Annotated in this window: 18 protein-coding genes; 12 read left to right on the top strand and 6 right to left on the bottom strand. The window is 74.4% G+C overall.

The window, feature by feature from the left end:
- The first annotated feature begins 93 nt into the window (after window positions 1-93).
- The 5 genes from pnuC to ACZ7IF_RS25195 are packed head-to-tail and all read left to right on the top strand — an operon-like array spanning window position 94 to window position 4290.
- The gene (pnuC, locus tag ACZ7IF_RS25215) at window positions 94-702 is read left to right on the top strand and encodes a nicotinamide riboside transporter PnuC (RefSeq protein ID WP_470975282.1); all 609 of its coding nucleotides are present in this window, start codon (window positions 94-96) and stop codon (window positions 700-702) included.
- The gene (locus tag ACZ7IF_RS25210) at window positions 699-1787 is read left to right on the top strand and encodes an AAA family ATPase (RefSeq protein WP_470975279.1); all 1089 of its coding nucleotides are present in this window, start codon (window positions 699-701) and stop codon (window positions 1785-1787) included. Before pnuC ends, ACZ7IF_RS25210 begins: the two co-directional genes overlap by 4 nt.
- Window positions 1751-2509 (top strand): NUDIX hydrolase, encoded by a 759-nt coding sequence (locus tag ACZ7IF_RS25205; protein ID WP_470975368.1) that lies wholly within the window; start codon window positions 1751-1753, stop codon window positions 2507-2509. Before ACZ7IF_RS25210 ends, ACZ7IF_RS25205 begins: the two co-directional genes overlap by 37 nt.
- A complete protein-coding gene (locus ACZ7IF_RS25200; RefSeq protein WP_470975276.1) occupies window positions 2506-3522 on the top strand; it encodes an ADP-ribosylglycohydrolase family protein in 1017 nt (338 codons plus the stop codon). Before ACZ7IF_RS25205 ends, ACZ7IF_RS25200 begins: the two co-directional genes overlap by 4 nt.
- A 3-nt stretch (window positions 3523-3525) precedes the next feature.
- Window positions 3526-4290, top strand: coding sequence for a nucleotidyltransferase domain-containing protein (locus tag ACZ7IF_RS25195; protein ID WP_470975273.1), 765 nt, complete (start codon window positions 3526-3528; stop codon window positions 4288-4290).
- Here ACZ7IF_RS25195 and ACZ7IF_RS25190 read toward each other — a convergent pair.
- The 3 genes from ACZ7IF_RS25190 to ACZ7IF_RS25180 all read right to left on the bottom strand — a co-directional run bounded on the left by ACZ7IF_RS25190 (window position 4287) and on the right by ACZ7IF_RS25180 (window position 5882).
- Window positions 4287-4967, bottom strand: coding sequence for a nucleotidyltransferase domain-containing protein (locus ACZ7IF_RS25190; protein ID WP_470975270.1), 681 nt, complete (start codon window positions 4965-4967; stop codon window positions 4287-4289). The two genes, ACZ7IF_RS25195 and ACZ7IF_RS25190, sit on opposite strands and share 4 nt — an antisense overlap.
- Window positions 4968-4995: 28 nt before the next feature.
- The gene (locus tag ACZ7IF_RS25185; RefSeq protein ID WP_470975268.1) at window positions 4996-5460 is read right to left on the bottom strand and encodes a Rieske (2Fe-2S) protein; all 465 of its coding nucleotides are present in this window, start codon (window positions 5458-5460) and stop codon (window positions 4996-4998) included.
- A gap of 86 nt (window positions 5461-5546) precedes the next feature.
- Window positions 5547-5882 (bottom strand): DUF952 domain-containing protein, encoded by a 336-nt coding sequence (locus tag ACZ7IF_RS25180; protein ID WP_470975265.1) that lies wholly within the window; start codon window positions 5880-5882, stop codon window positions 5547-5549.
- Between the two features lie 143 nt (window positions 5883-6025).
- On the opposite strand from ACZ7IF_RS25180, the gene ACZ7IF_RS25175 reads away from it, so the two are divergent.
- The 5 genes from ACZ7IF_RS25175 to der all read left to right on the top strand — a co-directional run bounded on the left by ACZ7IF_RS25175 (window position 6026) and on the right by der (window position 10750).
- A complete protein-coding gene (locus tag ACZ7IF_RS25175) occupies window positions 6026-6478 on the top strand; it encodes a YidB family protein (protein WP_470975262.1) in 453 nt (150 codons plus the stop codon).
- Window positions 6479-6607: 129 nt separating this feature from the next.
- Window positions 6608-7696 carry a prephenate dehydrogenase gene (locus ACZ7IF_RS25170; protein ID WP_470975259.1) on the top strand — a complete coding sequence of 363 codons (1089 nt, stop codon included), beginning with the start codon at window positions 6608-6610 and terminating at the stop codon, window positions 7694-7696.
- A 169-nt stretch (window positions 7697-7865) separates the two neighbouring features.
- Window positions 7866-8567, top strand: coding sequence for a (d)CMP kinase (gene cmk / locus ACZ7IF_RS25165; protein WP_470975256.1), 702 nt, complete (start codon window positions 7866-7868; stop codon window positions 8565-8567).
- Window positions 8528-9211, top strand: coding sequence for a lysophospholipid acyltransferase family protein (locus tag ACZ7IF_RS25160; RefSeq protein ID WP_470975253.1), 684 nt, complete (start codon window positions 8528-8530; stop codon window positions 9209-9211). Before cmk ends, ACZ7IF_RS25160 begins: the two co-directional genes overlap by 40 nt.
- Window positions 9212-9286: 75 nt before the next feature.
- Window positions 9287-10750, top strand: coding sequence for a ribosome biogenesis GTPase Der (gene der / locus ACZ7IF_RS25155; protein ID WP_470975250.1), 1464 nt, complete (start codon window positions 9287-9289; stop codon window positions 10748-10750).
- A 13-nt stretch (window positions 10751-10763) separates the two neighbouring features.
- On the opposite strand, the gene ACZ7IF_RS25150 is transcribed toward der, so the two are convergent.
- Both ACZ7IF_RS25150 and ACZ7IF_RS25145 read right to left on the bottom strand, forming a co-directional pair.
- Complete coding sequence (locus ACZ7IF_RS25150) at window positions 10764-11162, bottom strand: hypothetical protein (RefSeq protein ID WP_470975248.1); 399 nt, start codon at window positions 11160-11162, stop codon at window positions 10764-10766.
- 159 nt (window positions 11163-11321) lie between these two features.
- On the bottom strand, window positions 11322-12137 hold the full coding sequence (locus ACZ7IF_RS25145; RefSeq protein ID WP_470975245.1) for a hypothetical protein: 816 nt from the start codon (window positions 12135-12137) through the stop codon (window positions 11322-11324).
- 293 nt (window positions 12138-12430) lie between these two features.
- Between ACZ7IF_RS25145 and ACZ7IF_RS25140 the strand changes: the two genes are divergently transcribed.
- Entirely contained in the window at window positions 12431-13165 is a 735-nt protein-coding gene (locus ACZ7IF_RS25140; protein WP_470975243.1) for a transglycosylase family protein, read from the top strand.
- 88 nt (window positions 13166-13253) lie between these two features.
- Window positions 13254-14225: a helix-turn-helix transcriptional regulator gene (locus ACZ7IF_RS25135; RefSeq protein WP_470975240.1), complete on the top strand. Its 972-nt coding sequence runs from the start codon at window positions 13254-13256 to the stop codon at window positions 14223-14225.
- 247 nt (window positions 14226-14472) lie between these two features.
- Here ACZ7IF_RS25135 and ACZ7IF_RS25130 read toward each other — a convergent pair whose 3' ends face one another.
- Window positions 14473-15525, bottom strand: coding sequence for a phosphatase PAP2 family protein (locus tag ACZ7IF_RS25130; protein ID WP_470975238.1), 1053 nt, complete (start codon window positions 15523-15525; stop codon window positions 14473-14475).
- Between the last annotated feature and the right edge of the window lie 4 nt (window positions 15526-15529).

The raw sequence follows: 15529 nt of genomic DNA, 5'->3' as shown, positions 1-15529 counted from the left end.
CGCGTTTCCGGCGCCACCGTGCCGACCGCCTTGCCCGGGGCCGCCGAGCCTGTTTATAGTCAGGGTGACTATTAAAGGGAGCGGGTGGTCCTCATGGGCTGGAGCACGAGCTGGACCGAGATCCTCGGCTTCGCCACGGGCGCCGTGTGCGTCTGGCTGGTGGCCCGGCAGCACATCGCCAACTGGCCGGTCGGGATCGCCAACAACCTCTTCTTCATCGTGCTGTTCGCCCAGGCGGGCCTGTACGCCGACGCCGGGCTCCAGATCGTCTTCATCGCCCTCGCCGCCTACGGCTGGTGGTCCTGGACCCACGGGGGTGGACCAGGAACCGCCGGGGCCCTGCCGGTGCGCCGCACCACGCGCGCCGAATGGGCCTGGCTGCTGGTGGCGGGGGCGGTGGGGACCGCCGCCCTGACCCTGCTGCTCGGCCGGGTCACCGACTCCACCGTCCCGTTCTGGGACGCCCTCACCACCGGGCTGTCCCTCATGGCCACCTACGGTCAGTGCCGCAAGCTCCTGGAGTCCTGGTGGCTGTGGATCGCCGCCGACCTCGTCTACGTCCCGCTCTACGCGTACAAGGGGCTGTACCTGACCTCGGTCCTCTACGCGGGCTTCCTCGCCCTGTGCGTGGCCGGGCTCGTCGGCTGGCACCGTGCGCTCCCGGCGCGCGGCGCCCGCACGGCCCTGGAGGCGGCGGCATGAGCGGCGGCAAGCGCTACGGCCACGGGCTGGTACTGGGCAAGTTCTACCCGCCGCACGCCGGCCACCACCACCTGGTGCGCACCGCCCAGGACCAGTGCGAGCGGCTGACGGTGCTGGTCTGCGCCGCCTCCGTCGAGTCCGTGCCGCTCGCCGACCGGGTCGCCTGGATGCGCGAGGAACACCCCGGTGCGGAGGTCGTCGGCGCGGTCGACGACGTCCCCGTCGACCTGCACGACCCCGGCGTCTGGGAGGCGCACATGGCGATCTTCCGCGGCGCGGTGGGCCGGCGCGTGGACGCCGTCTTCACCTCCGAGGAGTACGGCACCGAACTCGCCCGGCGGTTCGGCGCCGAGGAGGTCTGCGTGGACCCGGCGCGCACCCTGTTCCCGGTGTCCGGGACCGCCGTGCGCGAGGACCCGGCCGGCAGCTGGGAGTTCCTCGGGCCCGGCGTACGGGCCGCGCTGACCCGGCGGGTCGTCGTCCTGGGCGCCGAGTCCACCGGCACCACCACCCTCTCGCGGGAGCTGGCCGCGCGCTACCGCCGCCGCGGCGGGGTGTGGGCGAAGACCGGCTGGGTCGCCGAGTACGGCCGCGAGTACAGCGAGGAGAAGCTCGCGGCGGCCCGCGCCGTCGACCCGGCGGCCTCCTGGGAGGACATGTCCTTCACCTCGCGGGAGTTCCCGGTGATCGCCCGCCGCCAGGACGAGGCGGAGGAGCGGGCCGCCCGGCTCGGCTCGCCGGTGCTGTTCTGCGACACCGACTCCTTCGCCACCGGCATCTGGCACGAGCGCTACCTCGGCGGCCGCAACGCGGAGGTCGAACGGATCGCCGCCCGCCGCCCCCGCGACCTGTACCTGCTGACCGACCACGAAGGAGTCCCCTTCGAGGACGACGGGCTGCGCGACGGGCCTGAGCTCAGACCCTGGATGACCGCCCGCTTCCGCCGGGAACTCACCCGCACCGGCAGGCGTTTCCTGGTCATCAGCGGGGACCGGCGGACCCGGCTCGACGCGGCCGTGGCGGCGGTCGACGGCCTGCTGTCCGAGGGCTGGCACTTCGCGGCGCCCCTCCCGGAGCGCCGGTGAACTACGACCCGTACGCCTTCGAGCCCTTCGCGGTGACCGTCGACCTCGCCGTCCTCACCGTGCGCGGCGGCGCCCTGCACGTCCTGCTGATCCGGCGCGGCCAGGAACCGTACGCGGGCGCCTGGGCGCTCCCCGGCGGCTTCGTCCTGCCCCGGGAGTCCGCCGAGACGGCCGCCCGCCGGGAGCTGGCAGAGGAGACCGGCCTGCCGCCCGCCCTGGTCGCCGCCCTGCACCTGGAACAGCTGCGCACCTACAGCGAACCGGACCGGGACCCCCGCATGCGGGTCGTGTCGGTCGCCTTCACCGCCCTGGTCCCCGACATGCCCGAACCGGCCGAAGAGGGCGGCGGGGACGCCGACCGGGCCCGGTGGGTGCCGGCGGGGGAGGCCTCGGGGCTCGCCTTCGACCACGCGCTGATCCTGGCGGACGCCCGGCAGCGGGTGGGCTCCAAGCTGGAGTACACCTGCCTGGCCACCGCCTTCTGCCCGCCCGAGTTCACCCTCGGGGAGCTCCAGGCCGTCTACGAGACCGTCTGGGACACCTCCCTGGACCGCCCCAACTTCCGCCGCAAGGTCCTCGCCACGCCCGGCTTCGTCGAGGCCGTGCCCGGAGCCGCCCGGCTGACCGGCGGCCGCGGCAAACCCGCCGCGCTGTACCGGGCCGGGCCGGCGACCACCCTCCACCCGCCCCTGCTCCGCCCCTCGGAAGGACCCACCCTGTGACCGCCACCAAGCGCGCCGCGACGGGCGCCCTCGTCGGCCTGGCCCTCGGCGACGCCCTCGGCTTCCCGACGGAGTTCCGCGACGTCCCGTCGATCCTCGCCAAGACGGGCCCGTGGCGTCAGATGCCGCTGCCCCGCCCCGCGATCGTCACCGACGACACCCAGATGACCCTGGCGCTGGCGCGCGGCATCCGCACGGCCGCCGGAAGCGGCCCGGTCGACCCGCTGCGGCTGACCCCGCCGGTCCGCGAGGAGTTCGTCGACTGGTACCACTCCCCGGAGAACAACCGCGCCCCCGGCAACACCTGTATGACGGCCTGCGGGCTGCTGGTCCGGCGCGAGCGCGACTGGCGGGACGCCAGCCAGACCGGCTCCAAGGGCTGCGGCGCCAACATGCGCGTGGCCCCCGTCGGCCTGGTCCCCGGATGGACGGACGAGGAGCGCGCGGGCGCCGCCCAGCTCCAGTCGGCCCTCACCCACGGCCACCCCACCGCCCTGGCCGCCTCCGACCTGACCGCCCGCGCCGTGCACCTCCTGGCGCAGGGCACCGAGGTCACGGGCCTGGTCGGGCGGCTGCGCTCGTACGCCCTGGAGAACCGCACCCGCTACCACGAGCGCTGGCTCGGCGGCCTGTGGACGCGCACCGCCTCCGACGCCTCGCCGGAGTCCTTCATCGCCCGGGGCTGGGACGAGTGCCTGGCCGTCCTGGACCGGCTCGCGGCCGCCCTGCGCGACCCCTCCCCGGAGACCGACCCCTGCCTGACCACCGGCCAGGGCTGGATCGCCGAGGAGGCCCTGGCCACCGCCCTCCAGTGCTTCCTGCTGTTCCCGGACGAGCCCCTCCTCGCGCTGCGCCGCGCGGCCTGCACCGCCGGGGACTCGGACTCGATCGCCTGCCTGGCCGGCGCCTTCGCCGGAGCCCACCTCGGCGCCGACGTCTGGCCCCGCGACTGGGAGGGCCGCATCGAGTACCGCGAGGAACTCCTCGCCTTCGGCACCCTCTGGGACGCGTGAGCCGTGCTGGACGCCATGGACATCGACCTCGCCCCCGTCGTGGCGGAGCAGCCCGACCCGCTGCTCTTCGCCACCGTCTCCGGAGCCCACCTGTACGGATTCCCCTCCCGGGACTCCGACATCGACCTGCGCGGCGCCCACCTGCTGCCGCCGCGCGCCCTGCTCGGCCTGCGCGATCCGGAGGAGACCCGGACCCGCATGTGGGAGGACGACGGCGTCGAACTGGACCTCGTCACGCACGACCTGCGCAAGTTCGTCCGCCTGATGCTGCGCCGCAACGGCTACGTGCTGGAGCAGCTGCTGTCCCCCCTGGTGGTCCACACGACCGAGGCGCACGCGGAGCTGGCCGCGCTCGCCCCGGGTGTGCTCACCGGCCACCACGCCCACCACTACCGGGGCTTCGCCAACACCCAGTGGCGGCTGTTCGAGAAGACGGCCGAGCTGAAGCCCCTGCTCTACGCCTTCCGCGCGCTGCTCACCGGCATCCACCTGATGCGCTCCGCCGAGGTGCAGGCACACCTGCCCACCCTGATCGGGGAGGTCCCGGAAGCGCCCCGGTACCTGGAGGCGCTGATCGAGGCCAAGGTGGCCGCCGAGCACGGCCGGTACGAGGGTCCCGCGACCGACGCGGTCGGGCGGGACTTCGGGGCGCTGCACGCGGTACTGGACGCGGCGCAGGCCCGCACGGCGTTGCCGGAGTACGTGAGTGCGTACGAGGAGCTCGACGAGTTCGTCGTACGCCACCGCACGCCGCTGGACACCCCCTAGACGGCTGACGCGCGGCGGGCGCGGTGGAGGAAGTCCGCCACGCGGGCCTGGTCCGGCTCGGCGGGCAGCGGGCTGGAGGAGAGGGCCGCCTCCGACTCCTCGGCGAGGCGGGCCATCCAGGCGTCGACGTCGTCCCAGCCCAGCTCGCCCCGTTTGACCGCGAGGAACCGCTCGCGGTCGGCGCCCGCGTCGATCGTCAGGCTGCCCGTGCGCAGCAGGTCGCGGCAGGAGGCCAGCAGGCGCAGCAGGTGCATGGCGTGCTTCCAGCGCGGGGCGCCGTGGACGCGGACGTCCGCGAGGAGTTTGCGGTGCTGGGAGACCGCGTACCGGCTGAAGGTGGTGTGGGCCCGGCGGGAGAGGAAGGCCCCGCGCAGGGACAGCAGTTCCTCGCCGGCCGGGGTGAGCCGCTCCACCAGCGGGGAGTGCAGGCACTCCAGGATGTTCGGGTTGGCGCGCAGGGCCAGCTCGCAGAAGCGCTCCAGCTCCCAGGAGAACTCCTCCTCCCGGGGCCCCTCGACATGGGTCGGGGGTTTCTCGAACCGCCAGAAGAGCGGCGTGGGGGCGAGGTAGACACCGCGCCGGTCGGTGTCGCTCGCCTCCGTGGCCAGCCCGAAGGCGCGGGAGCCCATCACGCAGGCGTAGATCGTGTGGTCCCGGACCAGGGTGAGGTCGTCCATCCCGGGAGGGTAGGCGGCACAGCGTCCGCTAGGCGAGCGAGATTTCGCCCTCCGGGGACACGGCGATCTTCTTCTCCGCGAGCGGTTTGACCGCCGGCCCGTGTGCCACGGCCCCGTCGGCGACCTTGAACTTGCTGCCGTGGCAGGGGCAGTCGATCGTGCCGTTCTCGACCTTGTCCACCAGGCAGCCCTGATGCGGGCAGACGGCCGTGAAGCAGCGGAAGGAGCCGGCCGTCGGCTGGGTGACCACCACCTTCTGCTCCTTGAGGACCGTGCCGCCGCCGACCGGCACCGCGGAGGACTTCACCAGCGGCTCCGCGACCGCGCCCGGCGCCGAGGCCCCCGGGGACGCGCCCGTCTGCGGGGCGGACGCGGCACCGGACCCGGTGTCGGGCTTCTCCGTGTCGGACCCGCAGGCGGCGAGGGTGCCGCCCGCCAGGACGGCGGCTCCGGCCGCCAGTACGGTGCGCCGGGCGGTGTTCGAGTCGGTCATGCGGGGCTCCTTGCTGCGTGGCCGGGATGGCGAGGTGCATCCTGGCGTGCGGCGGGCCCCAGGAGAAGCCCGCCACACCGTCTGTCTCACACCGGCCGCCAGGGGACCAGGTCCGCCGGGCCGCCGGGAGTGCGTACGACCTCCCACACGCGGAACACGGCGTCGCGGTTCAACGGCCCGTGGACGTGGGGGTACGGGTCGCCGGGGCCCGTCCGGCGGACCTCCGCCGTCAGGGCCGCCTCGTCGAGCTCCACGGCGAGCAGGACGCCGGGCACCTCGCGGTAGTGGGAGTCCGCGATGGCGAGCACGGTGGGGCGGTCCGCCGAACAGTGCACGAACCCCTCGGCGGCGAGCGAGCCGGGAGCGTACGGGGACTCGGGAGCGGCACTCCAGTCGGCGAGCGCGGCGATGTGGAAGATCATGCCGGTGGTTCTACCGCACCCTGCCGGACCGCAGTGTGCCAGGTGGCGGTACGGGGCGATCCGGGCGACATTGTCCGTGTCTCGAAGCCGGGCCCGCCGCTGACGCGCGTGCGCCCGGTCCCCCTTCGAAAGGCAACAGGACCATGGCGGGTAATGACCTCGGCTCCCTCCTCGGCGGACTCCTCGGCGGCGGCCAGGGCGGCAGCGGCGGCGCGGCGGCCGGTGGCGGCGGCAACATCCTGGGCGCGCTGCTCGGCGCCCTGATGGGCGGTGGCGGTGCCGGAGGCGCCCAGGCGGCCGGAGGGGCGAACAACCCCCTCGGCGGGCTGCTGGACATGCTGACGAAGTCCGGTCTCGCCGACCAGGCCCAGTCCTGGATCGGCACCGGCGAGAACCAGCCCGTCAGCGGCGCCCAGATCAAGGAGGCGCTGCCGGACGCCGCCCTCCAGCAGGCGGCCCGGCAGGCGGGCGTCAGCCCCGACGAGGCCGCCGACCAGCTCGCCCGCGCGCTCCCGCAGGCCGTCGACAAGCTGACTCCGGCCGGCCAGGTGCCCACCGAGTCGCTGGAGGAGATCATCCGGAAGCAGAACCTCTGACCCGGCGGGATCGTCCGCGAGGGCCCGGCCCCGTCCACAGGGCGGACCGCCGGGTCCTTTCGCGGTACCGAGTGGCTACCCTGAGTCAGGCCCGGCCCCGCCGTTACGTGATCACCCTTGGAGCGCCCCGTGAGAACCGCCGTCGTCATCGGAACCGGACTGATCGGCACCTCCGCGGCGCTCGCCCTGACCGCCCGGGGCATCAGCGTCCACCTCGTCGACCACGACCCCGCGCAGGCCCGCACGGCCGCCGCCCTGGGCGCCGGCACCGACGACGCCCCCGAGGGCCAGGTGGACCTCGCGATCGTCGCCGTACCGCCGGCCCACGTGGCCGCCGCGCTGGCCGACGCGATCGGACGCGGACTGGCCCGCGCCTACGTGGACGTGGCCAGCGTCAAGGGCGGCCCGCGCCGGGAGCTCGCCGCGCTGGGCGCGGACACCTCCGCCTACATCGGCACCCACCCCATGGCGGGCAAGGAGCGCTCCGGCCCGCTGGCCGCCACGGCGGACCTGTTCGAGGGCCGGCCCTGGGTGCTGACCCCGACCAGGGAGACCGACCACGAGGTCCTCAACCTCGCCCTGGAACTGGTCGCGCTGTGCCGGGCCGTCCCCGTGGTGATGGACGCCGACGCCCACGACCGGGCGGTGGCGCTGGTCTCGCACACCCCGCAGCTGGTGTCCAGCATGGTCGCCGCCCGCCTGGAGGAGGCCGACGAGACGGCCGTCCGGCTGTGCGGGCAGGGCATCCGCGACGTGACCCGCATCGCGGCCTCCGACCCCCGGATGTGGGTGGAGATCCTCTCGGCCAACCCGGGACCGGTGGCCGACGTCCTGGCCGGCATCGCCGCCGACCTGGAGGAGACCGTGGAGGCGCTGCGCGGCCTCCAGTCCGCCGACGAGGCCGAGCGCAAGGGCGGCGCGGCGGGCATCGAGGACGTCCTCAAGCGCGGCAACGCCGGCCGGGTCCGGGTCCCCGGCAAGCACGGCGCGGCGCCCATGGCGTACGAGACCGTAGGGGTGTTCATCAGCGACAAGCCCGGCGAGCTCGCGCGGATCTTCGCGGACGCCGGCCGCGCCGGGGTCAACATCGAGGACGTGCGGATCGAGCACGCCACCGGCCAGCAGGCGGGCCTGGTGCAGCTCATGATCGAGCCGCGGGCCGTGGCCCCGCTGACCGCCGAGCTGCGCGAGCGCGGCTGGGCGCTGCGGCAGCAGTAGTCCGGGTGCGGCGCCGTTGCCGGGGGCTCCGCCCCGGGCCCCAAGGGCCTCGGACGCCGGCGGGGCTGGACGGGGCTGGGACCGGAGGGTTCCAGGGGCCGGTAACCTGGTGCGGGGGCGCTTTTGGCGCGCCCGCACACGTACGCGCAACCAGGAAGGTGCCCGCACCGTGGAAACCGCCGCTCCGTCCGCCGTGATCGTCGCCATCGACGGTCCCTCCGGCACGGGCAAGTCCAGCACCTCCAAGGCCGTGGCCGCCAAGCTCGGGCTGCGATACCTGGACACCGGTGCCCAGTACCGGGCCATCACCTGGTGGATGATCACCAACGGCGTCGACACCGACGACCCGCAGGCGATCGCCCTCGCCGCCGGCAAGCCGGCCATCGTCTCCGGCACGGACCCGGCCGCCCCCACCATCACGGTGGACGGCCTGGACGCCTCCGGCCCGATCCGCACCCAGGAGGTCACCTCCAAGGTCAGCGCCGTCAGCGCCGTCCCCGAGGTGCGCACCCTGATCACCGACCTCCAGCGCTCCATCGCCGCCCAGGCGGCCGAGGAGGCCGACGGGATCGTGGTCGAGGGCCGGGACATCGGCACCACCGTCCTGCCCGACGCCGACCTCAAGATCTTCCTGACGGCCTCGGCCGAGGCCCGCGCCGCCCGCCGCAGCGGTGAGCTGCGCGGCAAGGAGGCCGCGGACCTCGCGGCCACCAGGGAAGCCCTGATCAAGCGGGACGCCGCCGACTCCGGCCGCAAGACCTCCCCGCTGGCCAAGGCCGGCGACGCCGTCGAGGTGGACACCACCGAGCTCACCCTCGACCAGGTCATCGAATGCGTCGTGACCCTGGTCGAAGAGCGGCGGGGCAAGTGAGCGGAGCGCCCTCCCCCAAGGGTGCGGCGGTCGGCAGGCGCATCGGCATCGGCCTCATGTACGGGCTGTGGAAGCCGCGCGTGCTGGGGGCCTGGAAGGTGCCCGCCTCCGGCCCCGTCATCCTGGCCGTGAACCACGCGCACAACATCGACGGACCCATGGTCATGGGCACCGCGCCGAGGCCGCTGCACTTCCTGATCAAGAAGGAGGCGTACGTCGGCCCGCTCGGCCCCTTCCTGGAGGGGATCGGGCAGGTGAAGGTGGACCGCGCCGGCACCGACCGGACCGCGATCACCCGCGCCCTCGGCGTCCTGGAGAACGGCGGCGCCCTGGGGATATTCCCCGAGGGCACCCGGGGCGAGGGGGACTTCGCGTCCCTGCGCGCCGGGCTCGCCTACTTCGCGGTCCGCAGCGGCGCCCCGGTCGTCCCCGTCGCCGTCCTGGGCAGCACCGAGGCCAAGGGCAGGCTCGTCAAGGGCCTGCCGCCGCTGCGCAGCCGGGTCGACGTGGTCTTCGGCTCCGCCTTCGACGCCGGGGACGGCACGGGCCGCCGTACGCGCACCGCGCTGGACGAGGCCACCGCACGCATCCAGGGACGGCTGACCGCCCACCTGGCCGACGCCAAGCGCCTCACCGGGCGCTGAGCGAGACTTGACCTAGTAGTGGAACCGCGCTGCGCGGGTGCCACCGATCACCACGAACGACGAGGAACGGACTTCATGAACGACCAGCACGACCACGGAGCACTTGGCGACGCCGAGTACGCGGAGTTCATGGAGCTCGCCGCGGAGGAAGGCTTCGACCTCGAAGAGGTCGAAGGCGCGATCGAGGAGGCCGGCCACGGCCCGCTCCCCGTCCTCGCCGTCGTCGGCCGCCCCAACGTGGGCAAGTCGACCCTGGTGAACCGCATCATCGGCCGCCGCGAGGCCGTCGTCGAGGACAAGCCGGGCGTCACCCGCGACCGCGTCACGTACGAGGCCGAGTGGGCCGGCCGCCGCTTCAAGGTCGTCGACACCGGCGGCTGGGAGCAGGACGTCCTCGGCATCGACGCCTCCGTCGCCGCCCAGGCCGAGTACGCCATCGAGGCCGCCGACGCGGTCGTCTTCGTCGTGGACGCCAAGGTCGGCGCCACCGACACCGACGAGGCCGTCGTCAAGCTGCTGCGCCGGTCCGGCAAGCCCGTCGTCCTGTGCGCCAACAAGGTCGACGGCCAGAGCGGCGAGGCCGACGCGGCCTCGCTGTGGTCCCTGGGCCTCGGCCAGCCGCACCCGGTCTCCTCGCTCCACGGCCGCGGTACGGGCGACATGCTCGACGCCGTCCTGGAGGCGCTGCCGGAGGCCCCCGAGCAGACCTTCGGCGGCACGGCCATCGGCGGACCGCGCCGCATCGCCCTGATCGGCCGCCCCAACGTCGGCAAGTCCTCCCTGCTGAACAAGGTCGCGCGCGAGGACCGCGTCGTCGTCAACGAGCTGGCCGGCACCACCCGCGACCCCGTCGACGAGCTGATCGAGCTGGGCGGCGTCACCTGGAAGTTCGTGGACACCGCGGGCATCCGCAAGAAGGTCCACCTCCAGCAGGGCGCCGACTACTACGCCTCGCTGCGCACGGCCGCCGCCGTGGAGAAGGCGGAGGTGGCGGTCATCCTGATCGACACCACCGAGAACATCAGCGTCCAGGACCAGCGCATCATCACCATGGCCGTCGAGGCCGGCCGCGCGATCGTCATCGCCTACAACAAGTGGGACGAGCTGGACGAGGAGCGCCGCTACTACCTCGAACGCGAGATCGAGACCGAGATGCAGCAGGTCTCCTGGGCGCCCCGGGTCAACGTCTCCGCGAAGACCGGCCGCCACATGGAGAAGCTGGTCCCGGCGATCGAGGCGGCCCTCGCGGGCTGGGAGACGCGCGTCCCCACCGGCCGGCTGAACGCCTTCCTCGGCGAGATCGTCGCGGCCCACCCGCACCCGATCCGCGGCGGCAAGCAGCCCCGCATCCTGTTCGGTACCCAGGCGGGCAGCAAGCCGCCGCGGTTCGTCCTCTTCGCCTCCGGCTTCCTGGAGCACGGCTACCGGCGCTTCATCGAGCGCCGTCTGCGCGAGGAGTTCGGCTTCGAGGGCACCCCGCTCCACATTTCGGTGCGGGTGCGCGAGAAGCGCGGCGCGCAGTACAAGAAGAAGAAGTAGCGGCGGTCCGGGGTCAGTAGCCCCGGCGCGGAGCGGGCGGCAGGGCCGCCGGGATGTGCTGCATCCCGGTCTGGTGCTGCCGCCCGCCGCCGTATCCGGAGCCGCCGCCCGCGTACGAGTACACCGGCTGGGCCGCCTGCTGCGGGACGTACGGGGGCTGCCAGCCGTCGGCCTGCTGCCACGAGGAACCGTTCCAGCCGCTGCCGTACGAGCCGCTCGCGCCGCCGTACGAGGTGCCGGTGTACCCGCTGCCGTACGAGAACGCGGTGAAGCCGAGGTCCTCCTCGCCCGTACGGTCGCCCGGCAGCGCCCGGAAGGCGCGCAGGTACTCCGAGTACAGGCTGTCGTAGATCGGGGTGTGCGAGGCGCTGCTCGCACGGAACGGGGCGCGGGAGGGGTCGTATGAATGCACGTATCAGCCAACGAAACCGGCGCCCTGCGGATGCGGGGTGACGGGGCGGAAAACGCAGATCGCCGGGGGTGCGCGGGACGGACCGCGCACCCCCGGCGCATGCCGTCCGGCCCCCTCGGCAGGGGGCCGGACGGCCGTTCCGGCGGGGAGGAGTGGGGCTCAGGCGACCGGGGTACCGGCCAGCGGCATCGCGGCGCCGACCAGCTTGCCGTTGCTCGCGGCCTTGTCCAGGGCGTCGCGGAGCAGGTCCTCGCGCGGCTGCTGGCCGATGGAGCCGACCGGGGCGGCGTAGATGAGCACGCGCTTCGTCTTGTTGACGGCGGCCCGCCAGCCGTCGGTGACGCCCAGCGCCTGGTGGGCCTGCCACCAGGCCACCTGGGGCCCGCCGTCGGTGCCGGGCTGGAGCACGGCGTGCAGCTGCCCGGCGGCCAGCAGGACCGACCAGCCGGCGAGGGTGGAGGGGACCTCGTTGGTGTCGGTGACCGGGATGAAGCCCTGCTCGATGAGGAGGGGGAGGAAGTCGTCGCCGGGGCCGGTGGTGCCGGGGCGGGCGATCGGCGCGGTCGGCTCGACGACCAGCGCGGGGTGCAGTTCCCCGGCGATCAGGACCAGGCCGCTGGTGATGCCGAGGACGGCCTGGCCGCCGGGGACCGACTGGGGGGCCTCGCCGCCGGCCTGCTCCGGGGCGGGGGCGGGGCCGTCGCCGGTGATGCTGCGCACCGCGCCCTGGAGCTGCTCCTCGGACACCTGGACGACCTGCGAGGGGATGCAGGCGGTGTGGGCGAAGGCGAGGACGGCGGTTTCCTCGCCCACGAACAGCACCGTGCTCGTGGGGTCGGTCTCGGGGTCGCCGGGGGTGCGGCAGGAGGTGCAGTCGTAACTGCCCGGGGCGTCGTCGCCGGTGAGCAGCCTGTCGGCTTCTTCGTCACCGATCTCGGCACGTACCTCAAGACTGACGTCGAGCATGCGCGGCACGGGGTGGCTCCTCATTCGTGCGGAGGCCGGGGGGTTCCCGGCTCGCCGGGATCAACGGCGCAGCGGCGGCCGGGGTCACGCCGTTTGAGGGAACGGAATCGAACCGGCCACCCGGAAGAGTGAACCGTCCGGCCGCGACTTCTGTTTCGTGTCAACTGTTGCCCCTTCGTGCGCAGTTGGAGCCGGTTTTCGGTCGTCTCGGGGGTGTTCGGGGTGTCGGCCGTCCGAGTGGGCCCCGGGGGAGCGCCGCGTGGCGGGGCGTGGCGGGGGCGGGGGCTCCGTAGCGTGAGCCGATGCCCGATCTGTGTACGCGGCGGGTGGCGGCCACCGCTGTGGCCGCGGCGGTCGCCGCGCTGGTGCTCGTTCTCCCGTCGGGCGTCGGCGCGGTCGCCGCGCCGCCCCCTCCGGCACCGGGCCCCGCGGGGGCCGCGCACCCGGGCTCGCCGGGCGTGATCGGGACGGGACCGGGGGACTGCGGGCCGGGCGGGGAGTGGCCCTGGGACTGCGTCGCGGACTGCGAGAGCAGCGGGCGGTGGACGGTGAACACGGGCAACGGCTTCTACGGGGGCCTGCAGTTCTGGCAGCCGGCCTGGGAGGAGCACGGGGGGCTGGCGTACGCGGCGCGGGCGGACCTGGCCAGCCGTGACCAGCAGATCCGGGTCGCGGAGGAACTGCTGGCGGTGCAGGGGTGGGAGGCGTGGCCGGTGTGCGCGAAGCGGTACGGCCTGGCGGGGCGGATGCACGTGGTGCGGGCCGGGGACACCCTGGAGGGCATCGCGCGGCGCCGGCGCCTGCCGGGCGGCTGGCGCCCCCTGTACGAAGCCAACCGCCCCCTGATCGGCCCGGACCCGTCCCGCCTGAAGCCGGGCCTCCTCCTCACCCTCCCCCCTGCGGCGCCCCCCGTCCCGGCCCCCGCGGGCCCTGCCGCCCCGCCGCCGGCCGTGGCGCCCCCGGCCCCCGCGGGCCCGGCGGTCCCGTCCCCGACCCCTGCGGCGCCGGCCCCGGCATCGGCGGCGCCGGTGCGCTGAGGCCGGGGCCGGCGCCGTCCGCGGGCGGGTGGGGCGCTGCGCGAGGACCGCGTCGGGTGGGGGAACGGCGGCGCGTCAAAATGGGGGCGTGCTTGAGACCTCCGCGAGATTGCTGCGCCTGCTGTCCCTCCTGCAGGCCCACCGGGAATGGACCGGTGCCGACCTCGCCGCCCGGCTCGGGGTGACGCCCCGGACCGTCCGGCGGGACGTCGACCGGCTCCGGGAGCTCGGGTACCCCGTGAACGCCAGCCCCGGCACCGGCGGCGGGTACCAGCTCGGGGCGGGGGCGGAGCTGCCGCCGCTGCTGCTGGACGACGACGAGGCCGTCGCGGTCGCCGTGGGGCTGCGCACGGCCGCGGGCAACGGCGTCGAGGGGATCGGGGAGGCCTCCGTACGGGCCCTGGCCAAGCTGGAGCAGGTGCTGCCGTCGCGGCTGCGCCGACGGGTCTCGGCGCTCAACGAGTTCACCGTGCCCATGCTGCGCGGGCCGGGCCGTGACACCGTCGACCCCGCTGTGCTCACCGACCTCGCCGCCGTGTGCCGGGACGGCGAGCGGCTCCGGTTCGGGTACCGGGACCACGGCGGCAGCGTCAGCCGCCGTACCGTCGAGCCGCACCGGCTGGTGTGCTCCGAGCGGCGCTGGTACCTCGTGGCCTGGGACCTCGACCGGGAGGACTGGCGGACCTTCCGCGCGGACCGGATCGAGCCCCGCCCGCCGCACGGCCCGCGCTTCGTCCCGCGCCCGGCGCCCGCCGAGGACCTCGCCGCGTACGTCTCCCGGGGCGTGTCGCACCGCGCGTACGCGGCACGGGCGGTGGTGCGGCTCCGGGTCCCGGCCGAGGAGGCGGCGCGGATCATCGGGCCCTCCGACGGGGTGCTGGAGCCGGTCGACGCGGAGAGCTGCCTGCTGCGCACCGGGGCGGTGAGCCTCGACGTCCTGGTGATTCACGTCATGCTGATCGGCTGTGAGTTCGAGGTGGTGGAGCCCCCCGAGCTGACGGACCGGATCCGGGGCCTGCGGGACCTGCTGGGCCGGGCCGTGGAAGCCCCTCGGGAGTAAGTCCGCAGCGGGGAATTCGGGCTCTGCGGTGGAATTCGAAAGGCGGCCCGTAAAGCCGGTATTACCGGCGGCGGTTGTCGACAATCCGTGACACAAGCGTGACCCGGCACGGAGGAACATCCGCTCAGCGGGCTGACGTGTCCGGACATATGAACGCCGCCGAACGCCGACGGCGGGCCGGTCCGATGGACCGGCCCGCCGTTTTCGCGGTGCGGGGTGGGGCTGTGCGTACCGGCCCCGCGAAGGGTCAGCCCCCGGTGGCGGGGCGGGCCGAGGCCCCCCGGGCGGACGCCCGCTCGGTGTGCGCCGGGCGGCGGCTGCCGCCCGGGGTGAGCGGGGTGCGCTCGGAGCGGATGACGTGCTGCCGGGAGACCTGGTGCGCGTGCGCCGCGGGGCGCAGCGCGGGGGAGTGCCCGGCGGGGGCCTGGGAGGCGGCGGCGGAGGCCGGTGCGCCGTCCTCCCCGGCGGCGGGGGTGCGGCCGGGCTGCCACTTCCCGCCCGCGGAGAGCAGCGGGGTGAGCGCGGCGGCGACCGGTTCGGAGAGCCGGCCGTCCTCCAGCCGGCGGCGCCACTGCTCGCGCAGTCCGAAGACGTAGGCCTCGGTGCGGCCGATGAGCGGCTCGAACCAGGGCAGCGCCAGCATGATGAGCAGTCCGGCGGTCCAGCCGAGGAGCACGTCGCTCACCCAGTGGGTGCCGAGGTACACGGTGGTGGCGCCGACGCTCAGCGAGAGGACCCCGGAGAGGATGGACAGCACCCGCCGGGTGACGGTCGTGGAGGCCAGGTAGGCCAGGATCCCCCAGGTCACGACGGCGTTGGCGGTGTGGCCCGAAGGGAATATATCGCCGCCGGCGAAGAGCTCCGCGGAGCCGATCTGGGTGGCGTAGTGCGGGCCGAGCCGGCCGAGGCCGAGCTTGACGGAGCCCACGGTGATGTTCAGCAGCAGCAGCGCCACGCCGAGTGCGATCAGCGGGCGGAGGGTGTGCTGGCGCCAGGAGCGCCAGCCGAGCCAGGCCGCGACCATCACCGCGGTGGGTCCGCGCTGGCCGAGTACGACGAGGTAGTCGAGGAAGGCGTGCACCTGCGGCCACTGCTCGTAGGGCCGGAAGAACATGATCTGCCAGTCCAGGCGGACGAGCCAGGAGGTCGTCAGCACGGCCACGACGATCACCAGGTAGAAGGCGAGGGTCGCGGAGAGGAGCACGACGCGGTGCCGGCTCATCTGCGGAGTTTGCAGATGAGCCGGTCGCTCTGGTTCCCGGTCGAGCCGGGCGAACACCGGCTCCAGACGGGCAAGCATTTGG

The organism is Streptomyces sp. NPDC037421 (assembly GCF_055602105.1).
Note: the sequence above shows the minus strand (reverse complement) of the source record. Positions and strands in the feature narration are given on the sequence as shown.

Bases quoted from the DNA above. Each gene is read 5' to 3' on its own strand.
- ACZ7IF_RS25210 (WP_470975279.1), top strand. From the start codon at position 699: ATGAGCGGCGGCAAGCGCTACGGCCACGGGCTGGTACTGGGCAAGTTC.
- ACZ7IF_RS25175 (WP_470975262.1), top strand. From the start codon at position 6,026: ATGGCGGGTAATGACCTCGGCTCCCTCCTCGGCGGACTCCTCGGCGGC.
- der (WP_470975250.1), top strand. From the start codon at position 9,287: ATGAACGACCAGCACGACCACGGAGCACTTGGCGACGCCGAGTACGCG.
- pnuC (WP_470975282.1), top strand. From the start codon at position 94: ATGGGCTGGAGCACGAGCTGGACCGAGATCCTCGGCTTCGCCACGGGC.
- ACZ7IF_RS25140 (WP_470975243.1), top strand. From the start codon at position 12,431: ATGCCCGATCTGTGTACGCGGCGGGTGGCGGCCACCGCTGTGGCCGCG.
- ACZ7IF_RS25190 (WP_470975270.1), bottom strand. From the start codon at position 4,967: ATGGACGACCTCACCCTGGTCCGGGACCACACGATCTACGCCTGCGTG.
- ACZ7IF_RS25130 (WP_470975238.1), bottom strand. From the start codon at position 15,525: ATGCTTGCCCGTCTGGAGCCGGTGTTCGCCCGGCTCGACCGGGAACCA.
- ACZ7IF_RS25160 (WP_470975253.1), top strand. From the start codon at position 8,528: ATGCGTCGTGACCCTGGTCGAAGAGCGGCGGGGCAAGTGAGCGGAGCG.
- ACZ7IF_RS25180 (WP_470975265.1), bottom strand. From the start codon at position 5,882: ATGATCTTCCACATCGCCGCGCTCGCCGACTGGAGTGCCGCTCCCGAG.
- ACZ7IF_RS25185 (WP_470975268.1), bottom strand. From the start codon at position 5,460: ATGACCGACTCGAACACCGCCCGGCGCACCGTACTGGCGGCCGGAGCC.